The 17157-nt window shown below is 56.1% G+C and carries 15 protein-coding genes, 1 tRNA gene and 1 pseudogene; 13 read left to right on the forward strand and 4 right to left on the reverse strand.

Features of this window, described 5'->3' with window-relative positions; genetic code table 11:
* Positions 1-46: 46 nt before the first annotated feature.
* From NE637_RS04330 to NE637_RS04345, 4 genes are all read left to right on the forward strand, one after another.
* Positions 47-907: a pirin family protein gene (locus tag NE637_RS04330; protein ID WP_209817622.1), complete on the forward strand. Its 861-nt coding sequence runs from the start codon at positions 47-49 to the stop codon at positions 905-907.
* An 87-nt stretch (positions 908-994) separates the two neighbouring features.
* Positions 995-2041 carry a metal ABC transporter substrate-binding protein gene (locus tag NE637_RS04335; RefSeq protein WP_227117536.1) on the forward strand — a complete coding sequence of 349 codons (1047 nt, stop codon included), beginning with the start codon at positions 995-997 and terminating at the stop codon, positions 2039-2041.
* A complete protein-coding gene (locus NE637_RS04340; protein ID WP_192111504.1) occupies positions 2031-2957 on the forward strand; it encodes a metal ABC transporter ATP-binding protein in 927 nt (308 codons plus the stop codon). Before NE637_RS04335 ends, NE637_RS04340 begins: the two co-directional genes overlap by 11 nt.
* Positions 2950-3813, forward strand: a complete 864-nt coding sequence (locus tag NE637_RS04345; protein ID WP_022658602.1) for a metal ABC transporter permease — start codon at positions 2950-2952, stop codon at positions 3811-3813. The genes NE637_RS04340 and NE637_RS04345 overlap by 8 nt, the downstream gene beginning before the upstream one ends.
* 108 nt (positions 3814-3921) lie before the next feature.
* On the opposite strand, the gene tpx is transcribed toward NE637_RS04345, so the two are convergent.
* Positions 3922-4425: a thiol peroxidase gene (gene tpx, locus NE637_RS04350; protein WP_215647678.1), complete on the reverse strand. Its 504-nt coding sequence runs from the start codon at positions 4423-4425 to the stop codon at positions 3922-3924.
* Between the two features lie 254 nt (positions 4426-4679).
* Here tpx and hslU point away from each other — a divergent pair, with 254 nt between their 5' ends.
* Positions 4680-5993 carry an ATP-dependent protease ATPase subunit HslU gene (gene hslU, locus NE637_RS04355; RefSeq protein ID WP_215647677.1) on the forward strand — a complete coding sequence of 438 codons (1314 nt, stop codon included), beginning with the start codon at positions 4680-4682 and terminating at the stop codon, positions 5991-5993.
* A gap of 161 nt (positions 5994-6154) precedes the next feature.
* On the opposite strand, the gene NE637_RS04360 is transcribed toward hslU, so the two are convergent.
* A tRNA-Lys gene (locus tag NE637_RS04360) sits at positions 6155-6230 on the reverse strand.
* A gap of 560 nt (positions 6231-6790) precedes the next feature.
* On the opposite strand from NE637_RS04360, the gene NE637_RS04365 reads away from it, so the two are divergent.
* The 4 genes from NE637_RS04365 to NE637_RS04380 all read left to right on the forward strand — a co-directional run bounded on the left by NE637_RS04365 (position 6791) and on the right by NE637_RS04380 (position 8756).
* A complete protein-coding gene (locus NE637_RS04365) occupies positions 6791-7066 on the forward strand; it encodes a baseplate wedge 1 family protein (protein ID WP_371740806.1) in 276 nt (91 codons plus the stop codon).
* 71 nt (positions 7067-7137) lie between these two features.
* Complete coding sequence (locus tag NE637_RS04370; protein ID WP_227117532.1) at positions 7138-8112, forward strand: hypothetical protein; 975 nt, start codon at positions 7138-7140, stop codon at positions 8110-8112.
* Positions 8113-8176: 64 nt separating this feature from the next.
* Positions 8177-8548, forward strand: a complete 372-nt coding sequence (locus tag NE637_RS04375; protein ID WP_227117531.1) for a hypothetical protein — start codon at positions 8177-8179, stop codon at positions 8546-8548.
* A gap of 25 nt (positions 8549-8573) precedes the next feature.
* A complete protein-coding gene (locus tag NE637_RS04380; RefSeq protein WP_192111510.1) occupies positions 8574-8756 on the forward strand; it encodes a hypothetical protein in 183 nt (60 codons plus the stop codon).
* 683 nt (positions 8757-9439) lie between these two features.
* Here NE637_RS04380 and NE637_RS04385 read toward each other — a convergent pair.
* A protein-coding gene (locus tag NE637_RS04385; protein WP_192113970.1) for an IS3 family transposase occupies positions 9440-10602 on the reverse strand; the annotation gives its coding sequence in 2 pieces (ribosomal slippage) (positions 9440-10324 and positions 10327-10602; 1161 coding nt in all).
* 113 nt (positions 10603-10715) lie between these two features.
* Between NE637_RS04385 and NE637_RS04390 the strand changes: the two genes are divergently transcribed.
* Together NE637_RS04390 and NE637_RS04395 are read left to right on the forward strand one after the other, a co-directional pair.
* A complete protein-coding gene (locus NE637_RS04390) occupies positions 10716-11798 on the forward strand; it encodes an ammonia-forming cytochrome c nitrite reductase subunit c552 (RefSeq protein WP_256267578.1) in 1083 nt (360 codons plus the stop codon).
* Positions 11799-11949: 151 nt separating this feature from the next.
* Positions 11950-12255, forward strand: a complete 306-nt coding sequence (locus NE637_RS04395) for a rhodanese-like domain-containing protein (protein ID WP_256267579.1) — start codon at positions 11950-11952, stop codon at positions 12253-12255.
* 64 nt (positions 12256-12319) lie between these two features.
* On the opposite strand, the gene NE637_RS04400 is transcribed toward NE637_RS04395, so the two are convergent.
* Positions 12320-15682, reverse strand: a complete 3363-nt coding sequence (locus tag NE637_RS04400; RefSeq protein ID WP_256267580.1) for an autotransporter outer membrane beta-barrel domain-containing protein — start codon at positions 15680-15682, stop codon at positions 12320-12322.
* Positions 15683-15917: 235 nt separating this feature from the next.
* On the opposite strand from NE637_RS04400, the gene NE637_RS04405 reads away from it, so the two are divergent.
* Entirely contained in the window at positions 15918-16373 is a 456-nt protein-coding gene (locus NE637_RS04405) for a helix-turn-helix transcriptional regulator (RefSeq protein WP_256267581.1), read from the forward strand.
* Positions 16374-16666: 293 nt separating this feature from the next.
* Positions 16667-17157 (forward strand): annotated as a pseudogene (locus NE637_RS04410) (hypothetical protein); the annotation flags it as partial.

The following is a 17157-nucleotide window of genomic DNA, read 5'->3' on the forward strand; positions in this document are numbered from 1 at the left end:
GGCTTACTGCGCATACGGCGAAAAGCCCGGCACAAGGAGGCAGCACATGCAGTTACGATCCATCACCGGAGACGTCACGGGGCGTCCCACTATTGATGGCGCAGGTGTGCGCCTTGTGCGCGTGCTTGGTTCGCCCACAGTCAAAACATTTGATCCCTTTCTTATGCTTGATGCCTTTGATTCCGTAAATCCGGAGGATTACGTAAAGGGTTTTCCCATGCATCCTCACCGGGGCATTGAAACCTTCACCTATCTTGTGAATGGCGTCATCGAGCACAAGGACAGCCTGGGCAATGCTGGCGTTATCCGCGATGGCGGCTGCCAGTGGATGACCGCCGGGAGCGGTATTCTGCATCAGGAGATGCCCCTTGCCTCGCCGCGCATGCTCGGCCTGCAACTCTGGATCAATCTGCCGGCCGCCCACAAGATGACCGATCCCAAGTACCGCGACATCACCATTGATATGGTGCCGTGCGTTGAGGAAGAGGCCGCTTACGTGGCCGTGGTCGCGGGTGAATACAAGGGCGTTGAAGGCGCTGCCAGGGGCGACTATGTGGATGTGCGTTTTCTTGACGTGCGACTCAAACCTGGGGCGCGCTGGCAGGTGGAGACCAACCCCGCCCACACTGTTTTTGCCTATCTGTATGCTGGCGACTGCTTCTTGATGGAGGGCAGGGAGCCGATGCTGGCCCGGCACGCCTACCTGCTGGGCGATGGGGACACCGTGGCCTTTGAAGGCGGCGAAGAGGAATGCCGCTTTGTGCTGGTTTCCGGCGCACCCTTGCGGGAACCGGTTGCCTGGGGCGGCCCCATTGTCATGAATACGGATGAGGAGCTGATGCAGGCGTATTTTGAAATTGAAGAAGGCAGATTCATCAAACACTGGCTTCCGTCCGCTCAGGATTAACCGCTGTCGGGTTGAAAATATCCGGCTTGACACGGCTGCTGCGGGGTCTTATCTGACCATTTTGCTTTGCAAACAGGAGCAAGTACCATGAGCAATTGTATTTCTGTCTTGTTTCGCAAGGGCAAACATCACGGCCTGGCACTCTTATGCACGCTGCTCGTAACCGCTTTTGCGGTTACTGGCGCGTTTGCCGCTGAGCCCAAGGTGCGCGTTCTTGCCACCACCTATCCCGTATACCTGTTAACCCGCGCTGTTGCCCAGACAAGCCCGGATGTGCAGGTTGATCTGCTCATTCCCGCCCAGACCGGCTGCCCGCACGACTACGCGCTGACCCCCAAGGACATGCAAAAACTCTCCAAGGCCAATGTTGTGATCATCAACGGCCTGGGCATGGAGTCCTTTCTGGAAAAACCCCTTGCCGCCGCAGGCAAGAAGATCGCCGTCATCGACAGCAGCAAGGGCATAAACGCCATTGTTGAAGAACATGACGAAGATCACGATGCCGACCACGGCAAGGCGGACGCAGCCCATAAGGATGACCACAACCCTGCGGCAGCGGCAAAAGGGCATGATCATGCTCACGAACACGGCCATGACCATGGGCACGACCACGGCGGCCTGAATCCGCATGCTTTTTCCAGCCCGCTGCAAGCTGCGGTGATGGCGCGCAATATTGGCCGTGGCCTTGCTGCTGCTGCGCCGGTTGCCGCAAAAAACTGCCCGCAGGTTGCGGATGCCTATGCCGCAAGGCTTGAGGCTCTGGGCCAGCGCCTTGCCGCCGTAGGGGCCAATGCCGCCAACAAGAATGTGGTGGCCCTGCACGATGGCATGGCCTACCTTGTGCGCGATGCCGGGCTGAACCTTGTGGATGTGATTCAGGAAGATGAAGAGGCTCAACCCTCTGCGGCGCGTCTGCTTGATCTCGTAAAAAAGATAAAAGAATCCAAGCCGGTTGTGCTCATTGGCGAGCCCCAGTATTCGGACAAGCCCGTGCTCGCCCTTGCGGCGGAAACGGGTGTTCCGGCAGTGCAGCTTGACCCTCTGGCCTCGGGGCCGTCTGGCGCGCCCCTTGATTATTACGAAACAGTTATGTCAAAAAATATTGCCATGTTAGAGAAGTACTTTGGCAAATAACAGCTTGCTTGCCCCCTCGGTCTGCTTTGAGAATGTATGCCTCAGCCGGGGGGGCAATCTTATTCTGAACAATATCTGCGCCACCGCGCCCGCTGGCGGCAGCACGGTTCTTGTGGGCCCCAACGGGGCGGGCAAGACCACGCTGCTGCTCTGCCTTATTGGCGAAATGGCCTATACAGGGCGTATCCAGTTCGCTGGTTTAGAGCATCAGCCCCGCATGGCCTATGTGCCGCAGCATTTGATTATGGATCGCAGCCTGCCCTTGCGCGTGTGCGAATTTCTGGCCCTGAGCCGCCAGCGCCAGCCCTTGTGGCTGGGCCTGCGCCCTTGGGCGCGCAGCGAGGGGCGGCAGCTTTTGCAGATGGTCAAGGCCGAGCATCTGGAGCAGAGCCGCATGGGTGACCTTTCTGGCGGCGAACTGCGCCGTGTGCTGCTGGCTGCGGCTCTTGGCCGCAATCCGGAACTGCTGGTGCTGGACGAGCCTGCGGCAGGCGTAGACGTGCGCGGCGAGAGGCTCTTTTGGGAATTGCTGGATGCCGCCCGGCACGAGCGCGGCTTTACGCAGATCATGGTCAGCCACAATCTGCCTCTGGTGGCGCACTACGCAACCCACGTGATCTGCCTCAACAAGACAGTATGCGCCACAGGCGCGCCGCGCGCCACGCTGACATCTTCCACCCTTATGGAACTTTTTGGCGTGCCTATCCACCTGTACCCGGACCAGTGCGACCCTGAAGACCCCGGCTGCCCCCAGTGCGGCGTGGTGAGCGAAGCCGAGGGCCTGCTGCCCAACTATGCGGCCATAGAGCGGCGGGAGGCCGCCCGCCTGAACGCGCGCCTGGCTGCTCGCATGAGCGCCTCACAAAGTGAACCCTGCGGCGAAAAATCGCCGGATCAGGGAGGTTCCCGTGCCTGATCTCAGCCCAATATATGCGCTTATTTCCATGATTCCGCTCGATTGCCTGCAAATGCGTTTCATGCAGCAAGCCTTGCTCGGAGTGCTGCTGCTGGCCCCTATGGCCTCTGTACTCGGGGTGGAAGTTATCAATTTTCGCATGGCCTTTTTTTCAGACGCCATCGGGCACTCGGCCTTTGCCGGGGTTGCGCTGGGGTTGATACTGGCTGTGCCGCCGCGTCTTGCCATGCCCCTGTTTGGCATACTGGTGGGGCTTGGCATCATGGCTGTGCGGCGCAAGAGCGACCTTTCGTCCGACACAGTCATCGGTATTGTTTTTTCTGCCGTGGTGGCCTTTGGTCTTGCCGTGGTGAGCCGTGCCGAGGGCGTAGGTAGGGACATGCAGCGCTTTTTGTACGGCGATATCCTTACCATCACCGATGGTGAAATTGGCTTTCTGGCCCTGCTCTTTATTGCCCTGCTTCTGTTTCAGACCGTGGGCTACAACAGGCTGATGTATATTGCCCTGAATCCGGTTATGGCGCGGGTTCACGGTGTACGCGTGGCAATGTGGCAGTATGCTTTTGCCGGGCTGCTGGCGCTGGTGGTGATGTTTTCTGTATGGGCGGTGGGCGTGCTGCTGGTGACGGCCATGCTCATTGTGCCCGCCGCCACGGCCCGCAATTTTGCGCGCTCTGCCGGGGGCATGTTCTGGTGGGCGCTTTTGGTGGGCACATCATCCGCCTTCGCAGGGCTGACCCTTTCCGCTCAGGAATGGCTGGCTACGGCCAGCGGGGCCACCATTATTCTTGTGGCTTGCTGCTGGTTTGCGGTGAGCCTCTTTGCCGCTCAGGCCACGGGCCGCAGACGCTCCTGACGGCAGTGCCGCAGCGCATCTTTGCGCCTGCTCTGGCCGATACCACAAAAAAACGCCTTCCCCTTTCAGTTGGGGAAGGCGTTTTGGCTTTTGGGTAGCTTGTATGAGCTAGGCCAGCTTTTTGACCGCTTCCAGAGCGGCGGCGTAGTCAGGCTCGTGGGTAACTTCGCCCACAAGCTGGCTGTAAGCCAGGGTGCCGTCGGGGGCGACCACAAAGACCGTGCGGGCCAGCAGATCCAGCTCCTTGATCAGGATGCCATAGGCCTTGCCAAAGGCGCCAGCGCGGTAGTCGGACAGGGCTTCAACAGCGGTTACGCCAGCAGCTCCGCACCAACGGGCCTGCGCAAAGGGCAGGTCGCGGCTCACGGCCACAATACGCACCTTGTCGGACAGGGCGGCGGCTTCGGTATTGAAGCGGCGAACTTCCATATCGCATACGGGAGTATCCAGCGAGGGAACGCATACAAGCACAAGCACCTTGCCAGCGTAGTCTTTCAGGCTGCGGGGGCTCATATCGTTGGCGGTCAGCGTGAAGTCGGGAGCCTTGCCGCCAACGGCGGGCTGGGTGCCTTCAAGATGCATGACATTGCCTTTGAACGTAACTGTATCCATAGGAAACTCCTTATTGTTTCAGGGTTCTTGGATTCTGTGCTATCAAGGCTTTATTGTCAATGATTATTATTAGCGAGGTTGGATTTCCAGATTTCTCGCTCTCACCTTTTCAGTGTATCGTTGCAGGAAAGTGTACGCAAGGGCAGTACGCGCAGGTACGCTGCTGCAGTGGAGAAAACCTTTTGTCTCTCCATTGCCATGTGCGCGGCAATGCCTATATTTACATACGAATGTGCCTATAGCAGGAGAATTTGATGAGTACTTTGACACCTCGCGGCATAGTTGCCGAGCTTGATAAATTTGTGGTGGGACAGGAACAGGCCAAGCGCATGGTTGCCGTGGCGGTGCGCAACCGCTGGCGGCGGCAGCATCTTGCGCCAGAGCTGCGCGATGAAGTTTCGCCCAAGAACATCATCATGATGGGCCCCACGGGCGTGGGCAAAACGGAAATTGCCCGCCGCCTGGCCAAGCTCTCCGGAGCGCCCTTTGTAAAGGTTGAAGCCACCAAGTTTACCGAAGTGGGCTATGTGGGGCGCGATGTGGAATCCATGGTGCGCGACCTCATGGAAATCGGCATCAACCTTGTGCGCGATGAGGAAAACGCCCGTGTACGCAAGGCTGCCGAGGCCGCTGCGGAATCGCGCCTTATGGATTTGCTGTTGCCCAGCTCCTTTGGGTCGGAAGAGCGCGCCTCCACGCGCGAAAAGCTCTTGCAGCAGTTCCGCCTTGGCTTTCTGGACGACCGGGAAGTGGAAGTGGAAGTGACCGAACAGGGCGGCGGCAGCGTTGACCTGTTCGCCATCCCCGGCATGGAGCAGATGGGGGGGCAGGTTAAGGACATGTTCAGCAAGGCCTTTCCGCCCAAGCACAGCCGCCGCAAAATGAAGGTGCGCAATGCCTTTGCCGTGCTTGTGCAGGAAGAATCGGGCAGGCTTGTGGATCAGGAAGCCCTGGTGGACAAGGCCCGCGAAAGGGTGGAGCAGACGGGCATCATCTTTATTGACGAAATTGACAAGATCGCCAGCTCCTCGCAAAACCGCACGTCAGACATTTCGCGCGAGGGCGTGCAGCGCGACCTGCTGCCCATAGTGGAAGGCAGTGCGGTCAACACCAAGTATGGCATGATCCGCACGGATCATATCCTGTTTATTGCGGCGGGGGCTTTCCATTTCAGCAAGCCATCGGACATGATCCCCGAACTGCAGGGGCGCTTTCCCTTGCGGGTTGAATTGCAGCCTCTGGGCAAGGAAGAATTTTTGCGCATCCTCAAGGAGCCGGACAATGCCCTGACCAAGCAGTATGAGGCATTGCTGGGCACGGAGCAGATTCGCCTGAGCTTTACGGATGACGGGCTGGAAGAAATCGCGGCATTTGCCGAAGACACCAATACCCGCACGGAAAACATCGGCGCGCGGCGGCTCTATACCATCATGGAAAAAATCCTTGCTGACATATCCTTTGACGCGCCCGAAATGCCCGGTGCGCAGGTGGTGGTCAACAAGGCCTATGTGGAAGAGCACTTGCAGGATGTGCGCGATGATCAGGATTTGAGCCAGTATATTCTGTAGGCTCCAGGCCTGTGCGCGGCTTGGGCAAGTGACAGCATAAGCAGCGCGCAAGGAATCGAGGAATCAATGATCAAAAAAACCGGCCAGTGGCCGGTTTTTTTGTAACTACAGAGATAACAAAAGAAAAAAGGTTCGCGGTATAACCGCGAACCTGGATTTTCTGGTGGGCCATCAGGGACTCGAACCCCGAACCAACTGATTAAGAGTCAGCTGCTCTACCAATTGAGCTAATGACCCGCATTGCGTGAAGAGGTGTTTACGCAAATGGGAGGCAAGTGTCAAGCGGATACGATTTTTTTTGTAAAATTATTTTGCGCGTCAGCCCATTACCTGTAAATTTCGACGCGGCAGAACCGTTAAATTTCAGCTCTGGCCGGGGAGATTTTGCTTTGTGAACACCAAGAAAAAGTTTTTTGCCCAGTGAGGCATGGCAATCCAGCCACGGGGACTCCCTCGTGAATCCACTTAGTAAAATTATACAACCTGATTGGTGTGCCTGACAGGAGCGGGCATAAAAAGGCCGTGATACTGATTTAGCGAAGCGTCGTCTGTTGAATTGGCTCCAAATCAAAGCCGGGCAGGCCTGATACCAGCGCAGGTTTATTTTTCTTTGTTAAGTGGCAGATAGACTTGGAGAAACGAGAGCCGGAATATACCGGAATATAGAAGGATATAGAGGAACGGGAAAGCCGCGTGGGCTATTGGTTTGGAGAGAATAGGCGCAGGCCGGAACATGGTCAACGCCAGAATAACAAGTGACGGTCGCCTGGAACGGCTTAATTCTTGGAGCTTACGACGTGTGGGAATCTGCGTTTGCAGATACCGGCGGCATCATTATGATTCAGGACAACCAGGACATGAGCATGGTTGTAGGCATAGCGGGCATGCGACCAGATGCCGTTTCCCAGGCTTTGCTCATGGGCAATTACATAGCTCTCAAGCCTGAGGGGGTGCGCGTGAGCTGGTGTGCCGTTACGCAGGATGGCGGCCCGCTGGTGGCCTGGGGATGCCAGGCTGACGGCCTAGCCGGATGGGGGGGCAGGCCGTTTGGCCTCCGTGCTGAGGCCTGCTAGTTGACACCCTGAACAATATCAGGGTGTCGATGTGAGCTTTCCCCGGTTACACCGGGGACACGGAGGACACTATGTCCACTACCAAAGACACTGGCGTCACTGTTGATGCTGCCAATGTTATCAATGATATTTTGCCGTGTTGCGCTCAAGGCGTTGATGGTCGTGATCTGTTCGCACAGGCGGAGTACGCCGCCGACGTGCAGCGCACCATCGGTCACCAGCCGGGAATCGCACGGCAGGAGCTGGCAAACAAACAGGCGCGGCAGGTCTCACACATGTCTGCTGGCCTCGCGCAGTTTTTGGCCCGGCGCTATGCGGGCGGAGTCAAGGACGATGGCGACCTGGATAAAGTTGAGGTGGCGCTTGTGTCTGTTATTATGGGATTGCTGGAATCCAAGCTGCCCGGCATTGCCACAGAGGAAGCCAACGGCATCTGCCATCCTGACGGCGTAACAATCAAAATTGACGAAACCGGTCAATTGTCCGCTTTAAGATATGAGCTTGGCGAGTTCTACTTGTTCCGCCATCCAACGCTCAAGCACGACATGCAATCTTGTTATGGAGGATTGCTCACAAACGTGGCCACTACGTATTCGCAGATATGGGCTTATCTGCAGACCACGGAAGGTCAACTGCTTTGTAAAACAGAATCGCAGTGGCAGGAACTATCGACCCATATATATTATATCTTGGCGGATGGAACCAACATTGGGTTCAATGGCGTTGGTGGTGTGCCTTATTATGTGCAAGATTTGAATGCAGGTACGCTGCGCTTGCCAGACATTAGAGGTATATATGCCGAACCTGCGGGGTACGACTCTCTAGTAGTTGGTGGCGTACATATCGACATGATACGTAACATAGTAGGACAAATTTTCTTTTCTGCTGGTGGTGTCGATGGATATTTAAGCAGTACCGCAGCCTCGGGTCCATTTACATCTGGCTCAGCGATTGTTGGTAAGAATTTGACGTACACAGAGAATACCTATCCGTCAGGTGTGGTCGCTCAATACAGCGCGCGTTGTGATCACGGGCAATGCAAATAAGCCCCGTGGTTATGGTGGTCTGCCTTGCGCATTCCTTGGCCAGCCAACAGCATAGGGAGAATCAATGGCACTTGCTAATCAGTTTGATGCTACACGATATTATGTCGGTTTGATAGAAGATCACGGCACATTGCCCAACAATGCCTCCTATGATCCGTTACCCCCGACGCCTTGGGGCTACAATTGGCCCCAGCATATTGAAGGTAAGGGTTTTGTGCTTGTTGAAGACCACCGCGCCCGCCCTGCCGAACAATTTGGCAAGAATTTGGCGCAGGAGGCAACGCCCTGGTGGTTGCCTGACGACAAGCTCGGCACACCCGCGCGGGGAAATGAAAGCGGCAGGCCCGCTACCTACGGGTACCCTGCTCAAAACGCCGAAACAGCCGCTGGCCGATGCCAGGTCTACCAAACGGCAACAGATAAACGCAGGCTTTGATGCGGCAATGTCTGCAAGCCTCACGATGCCAAGTACAAGTGCGACGCCATCAACTTATGAGGTTGCCACAGCGCTCACGGATGATCCAGACGGATATGCCGCCCTGCTGACCATCCACACGGCCCGGCGTGATACCCTGCTGGCGGCCATGGAAGCTGCAACATCACATGACGCAGTGCAAGCCATCGCCTTTAGTTACGCCGTATAGTTATAGGTATTATCAATCTGATAACTGCGGCAGAGGAAGGACGGACGTATCGTTTATGACAAAAACTGACCCAACTTAACAAGCCAATAGATGTTTGATTCCCACAAATACACCGCAGCTGATGAGGATGAGTTTTTTGAGCGGAGTTGATGGGCCGAGTTTTTTCTGTCGAGCGTGGTCATGCTGACGAGGTCAAAACTTAGCCGGTAACGATACCTTGGCAATGATATCCGTAGCGTGTTCGCTACGAGAAGATTGCATAATCCTTGGTTCCAGCCACCGCGACTGCAGACATGACGGGGGCATTCGGTCAGTCATTGACAGGACTAGCCGGGCCGTGCTCTTTGAATCGCATTGATTTTTTGGGGAATTAATTGATGGCAGGCTTCTTTACGCAGGAAGCGACAAAATTAAAATTTTTTCTGCGATAAATAAGACTATTTATTTTTTCGAACATTTTGCCTAGTCTTACCGATTAATGTCCAAGCGAGGAAGAGATGGGTAAAAAATTGCGTGCTGATATTATTTTGAGCCTTGGTATAGCTTGCCGTCCAGCAGAATAACTAAGAATCAATAAGTTACGTTTTTTATCATCACCCTTGGATTGGATGATGTCTTATAGAGAAGTGGGTTCACTTCTTTGGACCAGTCAACGGCAAAACTAAGGTGGACAGTTTTATTGGTTATGCCGCCCATCTAGGGCTAATCAGAGGTGGCACTCCCTCTGGTTTGTACTGCTGATATATCTCCATCGGCTTTCGGCCGTCAAAGGTCTTATGCGGACGCCGGTTATTGTAGAAGCCAAACCACCATGCCAGGACCCGGCAGAGCTCGCTCCCTGTCTCTATCTCTCGCAAATACAGGCATTCATATTTCAGAGAACGCCAGAGACGTTCGATCATCACGTTATCCATCCAGCGGCCTCGGCCATCCATTGAGATGCGTGCTCCGGCCTCCCTGAGCGTCTTCGTAAACTCGTAGCTCGTAAACTGAGAACCCTGATCCGTATTGAAGATTTCTGGTACACCGTAGCGATTCATTGCATCTTCCAGGGCGGCCACACAGAAATCAGCATCCATTGTATTCGACACGCGCCAGGCGAGCACCGCTCGGCTGTGCCAGTCCATAATCGCCACAAGGTACAAGAAACCGCGCCGCATCGGAATGTATGTGATGTCGGCACACCACACCTGGTTTGGCCTTGTGATCGCCTTGCTCCGCAGCAGGTACGGATACGTCTTGTGCTGCGGATGCGGTTGGCTTGTCTTCGGCTTCTGGTAAACCGCCATCAGACTCATTTTGCGCATAAGCCGTCGCACGCGATTACGCCCAATTAGATGCCCTTCATCACGCAGAACGTTGCGCATTTGCCGGGAACCGAAGAACGGCAACTCCAGAAACAATTCATCTATGCGCTTCATGAGCACCAAATTGTACGCGGACTCACCGATCGGTTGGTAGTAGTATGTTGAGCGTTGCAGTTTGAGGATTTCGCACTGCCGCCGAACACTGAGCACTGGATGCCCCAAGTCGACGATTTTACGCCTTCGCTCGCAGCTCAAATTTTGGCGAAGGCTTGCTGTAAAAAATCCTTCTCCACAGTAAGTTGGCCAATCTTGGCATGAAGCTCCTTGATGCGGGCTTCATCATTCTGCTGAGCCTTCTGGGACTTGCCCGCAAAGCCAGCTGCAATCTGCTCCTTGGCCTGCTGCTTCCACTGAGAAATCTGATTTGGATGCACGCCATGCTTGCTGGCAAGCTCGGACAAGCTTTGCTCGCCAGACAGGGCATCAAGGGCGACGCGGGTCTTGAATTCGGCGGTGAACTTCCTTCTCGATTTGGACATAAAAAGCCTCCTTTGACTTCTTACGTCCACCTTAGCTCACGGTCCAGTTTTCCGAACCCACTTCTAATCCCGCCAACAACCAGTCGTATGAGGTTGTTGAGGTTCTGGGTTCTTTGTGGGAACAGCAATACTACCTCAAGGTGGGGGATAAAATTTTCCCCAGCCCTGTCCGCTGGGTCGCCAATGACAAGCAGTGGCGCAAAGTAGCGTTTGCTCCTTTCTGGTGGGTTGCAGATGGAACTGCGGACGGACGCCCCAAGAAGCCAGAAGAAATGCCCGGCAAACAGACTGTGGACTACCAGTGCAATGGTTGCCACACCACGAATTTTATTGCGAAAAAAGATGAACAGGGAAAATACGCCTTTTCACGCATTGAAGGCGGTATCGGCTGCGAACAGTGTCATGGGCCGGGATCAAAGCATGTTGATGCCCAGGGGGACGGCGGTATTCTGAACCCCGCCAAATTGGGAACATGGCAGCAGGAACAGCTTTGCGGGCAGTGTCATATCCGTGTTACGAGCAAGCAGGATAAGGATTTTGCCTTCCCACTGGGCTTTAGAACCGGGCAGACGGACCTTCAGGACAAGGTCGAATTCTGGACGTATTCCACCAAGCCTGCGAACTTCTGGGGTAACGAAGACGCCAAAAAGAACCGTCAGCAGTATCACGACACCATGCGTTCTGGGCATATGGCAGCCGGTGTAACCTGCTCTGCCTGTCATCTGGACCATGCCACCAAGCATTTGACCTCGAGCTTGAAACTTCCTCGGGAGCAGCAATGCATCGGCTGCCACACAGCACAGAAAGCCATGTTTGAGGGAAGTGTCCACGCACAAAAAGGTGTGACATGCGTAGATTGCCATATGGCCAAAATGGGGAACCGTGCTGGTGCAACGCAAAAGACCCCCAAGGACCCGTGGGATGTTTCGGCGCACACCATGCGCGTTGTGACGCCGGAAGAAGCAGATGTTTTCAAGATGCGCTCAAGTTGTGACAAATGTCATTCGGGTGCAGAGCGCTCGGCAAAGGGTGCTCAGTTGGTGGGAGTCCGGGAAGATGTGCTGAACAAAACGCAGCGCGCGCTGCAGGGTACTGCCATTTCTAAAGAAAACCTGAACAAGGTTCTTATGGATGGTTCACTTGGGGCACATAACCCACAAAAAACCTTGCAACTGCTCGAATCGAAAAAGAAGTAGTCGTGACTTGCTGTGCCAGAAGGGGCTCCCCCTTCTGGCACAGCAATCTGTTGAGCTGATAGAAAGCGTGTAGGTAGACAGTGGCCTTCATTATGGCTGAGCAACAGCTTAACCAGTTTGCCAAAGAATTATGGAAAACTATGGAGGATGCATGAGCGTAACTATTTCTCCGCAAGAGCTTCAGGCGCTGCTCGATAACAAATCCGCAACGGTTTGTGATGTGCGGCGAGAGGCGGACTATCAGGCAGACCAGCGCACCATTGCCGGGGCAGAGTGGCATAATCCCGAAACTGTTGATGCGTGGGCCGAACAGCTACCGAAAAACAAGCCTGTGGCTATTTATTGCGCACGCGGTGGCTCCGTAAGCAAATCTGTGCATGCAGCGCTGACGGCCAAGGGCTTTAACGTGCAGTATATGGAAGGTGGCCTTGCCGCCTGGGATGCCGCGCAGCAATAAAAACGAAATTCTGATGTGGTATGTAATGATAAGAGGCCTGGGAAATTCCCAGGCCTCTTATCATCTAAAACTCATACCTCAGCGAGCCAAACACGCCATGCCCAGTGCGGTGTTCCGAGGCCTGAAGGTTATAGCTCAGCCCAAGGGTAAAGTCGCCCTTGCCAAGTTCAAAGCCCAGGCCGCTGTCAAAGGTGGCGTAGTCCACCACCTGCATTTTCATTTCGGCCTGGCTGTCCACACCGGGAATGCGAGCCTTGCTCTTGGCCTTAACGTCTCCCGCCGCCGGAATAACGCCCAGATCAAGCTGCGGCTTGATCTGCCAGCCGCTCTCGGTTTCAAAGGTTTTGGCAAAGTTCACGCCTACGGGGAATGTCCAGATGGACTGTGTGCTCTCGTCCACCTCAAAGACCGTGCCGCCGCTCTTCACGTCATAGCCATCAGTCACAAGCCCGAGGTAGCGCACCCCCACATGCGGAATAATATCCAGCGCACCGGCGTTGAATTTGTATTCCGCCTTGAGGCCCGTATTCCAGGCATGGCTGGTGACATCGGCCTTGAGGTCGCCCATCTGCATTGAGGCAGGCATCTCCTGCTCTACCTTGCTGTAGTTGCCGGTATAGCCCACATCGGCTGAGAGGCCGAAGTTGTTGTACACCCAACCGCCGTAAAGGCTCACGCCCCAGAAGTTGAAGCGGTTATCCGTGCTGTTGAAATCGCCGTTGGATTTGGCGTACCCGGCACCGACGTTGAACGCAGCACCAAAGCGGAACATGTCGTTGATGGTGTAATCCGCACCCAGGGCAATGCCGCCCAGGTTGCTGTTGTAGCCGGTCTTGAAGTTCTCCGCCTTCATGCCCCAGACGCTGTTGGACTGGTAAAGCGGCATGATCCACACCCCAAGGCCGTTTTTGAGGCCGTCCCCGGCACTCAGGCCGGAATCAAGGCTGAGGCTGCCGTCCGTATCTTGGCGCACGGCCACGGCCTGGCTCATATCCGTACGCGGCAACGCCAGAGATGTGCGGTTGAGTACCGCGCCGGAAGCAGCAGTCGCAGCGCTCAGGGTAGTGCCCTGCACGGCACCTACGGCTGCCATCTGGGCCGCACCTTCAACCGTGGCAGCGGCCTTGTTGCGGTCTGTCGTGCCGATGTAATTGTCGCTCATGGCACGGGATACGAAGCGCACGCCCGCATTGGGCGAATTGGGGTTTACCCCGGTCTGAACCACCATGCGATCTACCAGCGCCCCCATGCTGTTCGACAGCATGGGGAAGGATGAAGACGCCGCATTGGCCTTAAGGCTCACGCTGTATGCGCCCGTGGCCGTATCAAACGTGCCGCCCGTGGCGGAAAGCAGAGCGGTGCTTGTGGTAAGGTTGCTGCCTGTCCAGCTGGCAGCATCCTTTGTGGAAGCGCCAAAGCCGCCAGTGACGTTCAGCGTTTCTCCGTCCTGACCGCCCACGATGTGCAGTTTTGCGCCGGAATCCACAGTAAGGGTGCTGGTTCCACCGGCTTCACCGGAAAGGGCCACGCCGCTGCCGATGCCCAAAGCGTCCACCACAAGCAGGGACTTATTGGCAAAATGTGCGGTGTTGGCCGTGGCGGCTGCGCCGCCCGTGACCCATGTTCCATCCACATTGATGCCGCCTGCGGTGCTCAGCGTCTGCGGCGTGCGAAGGGCGAGCGCAGCAGTTATGTCCTGCCCCCACAGGCCCTTTCCATCACTCTGATAACGCAGCACTTCTGTGCGCAACCATTCGGCGTCCGTGCTGCCAAGCGAAACCATGCTGTTCTGGCCCACGGTCATGAGGGCATCCACGGTATTTGCGGTGAAGGTCAAACCGCCCATGGAGGCGTTGGAAGTGTCACCTGCGGTAGCGAAAGGCGGGTCAAAGTTGAGCTGACCACCGTTCATGCTGACGCCGGTGGCAACAAGGGTGCCGCTGCCGGAGCTGCTGCCCACGGCAACCGTAGTGGTTGCGTTGCCAGTGAGGCCCCCGGCAACGGTGTGTGTACCGTTGATCACATTGATAGTATTGGTGCCGGTTGAGGCATCAATACCGCCCTGTAGCGTGCCTCCGGTTGAGCCACCCGCAGGATTGCCCAGCGTCAGTATGCCGCCGTTGAGCGTAACGCCGCTGTCTGCCAAAACATTGCCTGAAGCCTGTCCCGTAAGGGTCAAAGCTGCGTTGCCGCTGACAGTGGTTGCGCCGGTGATGCCGCCAACCGTTGCGGCCCCGGAAGTGAGCCCTCCGCTGCCGCTTATGACTGCAGTGGGTGTGGCAAGCCGGGCATCGCCCACATTCTGCAACGAAGCGCCGGAAGTGCTCACCGTGATACCCTGTACTGTACCCGTGCTGCCAGCCGCAAGGAGCTTGTCTGACAAGGTCTTGAAGTCGGCCAGCGTCATGCTTGAACCGGCATAGCCGTTCAACAGCAGGGTGCCGCCATTGGCGACATTGATGGCGTGCTGGGTGGCAGAGTCTTTGAAGTCATCACCACTGGCGTTGACCAGTTCATCATACTTCACCTGCAAGCTACCCGTACCCGTTACTGCCACGCCCGTGGAACCGGCAGCGTAGGCTGCATTGGCCACACTGCCATTGACCACAAGTTTTCCTGAATTGGTGGTGCCGCCCACAGTCAGCAGACCGCCGGTCTGATCAAGGTTGTTTACGGTCAGCACAGCGTTACCGCTGATCTTGGCCTGTCCGCCGGTTTGGGTCAGATCACCAGTCTGCCAGTTGCCATGCCCAACCTGAAGCGAGCCGCCGCTCACGACCAGAGATGTGGTGGAATTCTGGTTGCCGCCGGGGCCGGAATCCGCCCCAAGAAAAACGTTGTTGCCCGTGCCAACGCTGAGGCTTGTTCCCTGCAGGAACGCCGTGCCATCAGTTGTGCCTAGCAGTGTGAGCGTGGCACTGTCGCCACCAGCAACGTTAAAGGCAAATGTGCCGTTGCGCATGTCTAGCGAATTCAGCGTGAGCATGCCTTTTTTGAGAGTTGCCGTTCCGCTGAGGGCCAGCCCCATGTGCTGGGCGCTGACAGTGCCACCGTCAAGGGTGAGGGTGCTACCCAGCAGGCCCGTGCCCGGCTCGGGGCTGAAAGAGCCGAAGTGCAGATTCTTCGCAGAAGTTAGTGTGCCGCCGGTGTTAACGGTTACGTCTGACCCGCTCACCTTGGCGTTGCGCGCAATGGACAGCGTGCCGCCATTGTTCACATCAATTGTGGTGTAGGTTTCTGCCGCGCCGTCCGCTACCTGATGCGTGTCGCTGATGGCGATGGGCGCAGCGGCAACTGCCATGCCAGCACCTCCCATCAAAAATGCGCTAACTGCCACTCCGCCAAGTACATTGAGCATGTGACATTTTTTCAGAATTCCCCTGTAGCGTTGCACGAGCATGCCCAGGGCGCCTTGTGTAAATCGCATGCAATCCTCCTCAGAAATTGTCTGGTTGTGTCCAACCGCTTCCTTCGTGGAAGCTGGAACAACGTTGTTCTTCCCGGTGTGAGGATTATGTAAAATTAGCCGTCGGTCAATACCCTACTAGCGAATGCGCCGCATTTCATTCAGATCTTGCATCATGCAAGAAATATCATGCCCATTCGGACTGGCTTTTAGGCGGGAACGTCAACAGCGAGGAATATCGCAGTGGACGGTATCCATGCGTCTGCAGTACCACACGCGTAACATTCAACGTATTGAAGATGGCTCGCGTCAGCCTGGTGTGCTGCTCGCGCTACGCATGGTGGTCGCAGTTGATGCGGAACCGGGAGAGTTTTTTGAAACTCTTTTTGAAGAATCCGTCGGCGAAGCGCTCGATGGGGCGGCATCGTCACTCAAAAGGATTAGCGTGACTTACCAGCCACTGGGGGCTGTTGAGGGCCTGAAGAGTATATTTGGTCCATTACTGGCTCAAGCACGGTTGGCCGTCGGCATGTCGCAGACCGCCATGGCAAAAGGCGCGGGTTATAACCTGCGCAATGTCAATGCGGTGGAAAAAGGACAGCAAGAGCCTGGCGTGATGTCCGCTCTTGCCCTTGTGGCGGCAACGGGGGTCGATATCCGCGGGTTTTTTGATCAGCTGCATCAGACATCAGCGGCGCTCTCCAAAGAGTAATTGCGGCGGGCCGTGGAGATATGGTCAACTGGGTGTTCCTGTGCTAGTGGCAGGGCATGACAGACACAAAAGGGTGCACAGGTAAAACCAGCAGAAAATGCGCAGGTATGTGGCTGTGCTTTGCTCTGGGCGTTACTCTGTGCTTTTTATCCGCCTGCGCTTCCTCGCCTCGGCAAAAAGCCAGTGCTCTTGCGCAAGAGCAGGGATTTGCCGAGCACCTCTTCTCAACGCAACCGTTTACTTTGTACGGCTTGCTTCGTCCCAGCTTAGCGGCTCACTCCAAAATTTTGCGCGTGTATATTGAAGGCGACGGACACGCCTGGGAGTCACGCACCCGGCCATCTACAGACCCTACGCCGCGCAATCCTACGGCCCTGCGCTTGGCTATGGCTGATCCGGGGCCGGACCCCGTGCTTTATCTGGCGCGACCATGCCAATATGTTCAGGGCGACGACAAACGGCAGTGTTCAAAGCGCTACTGGACGTCAGCGCGGCTTGGGCCGGAGGTGATTAACAGCCTTGATGCGGCCATTACCCAGGCTAAGGCTGCATGCGGGGCAGAACAGATTGCCTTGGTTGGATTTTCTGGCGGTGGCGGTGCTGCGGCGCTTCTCGCTGCCATGCGGCCGGATGTGGTCTTTCTGGGAACTGTTGCGGGCAATCTTGATATTGATGCTTGGGCAGACCTGCAGGGCGTAAGCCAGCTTGCAGAATCTTTGAACCCCAAGACGGTGGCTCCATCGCTGCAGCACTTGCCCCAGCGGCATTTAAGCAGCCGCACGGA

The sequence above is a fragment of the Desulfovibrio desulfuricans genome, from assembly GCF_024460775.1.
In the GTDB taxonomy this organism is placed as follows: Bacteria; Desulfobacterota; Desulfovibrionia; order Desulfovibrionales; family Desulfovibrionaceae; genus Desulfovibrio; species Desulfovibrio desulfuricans_E.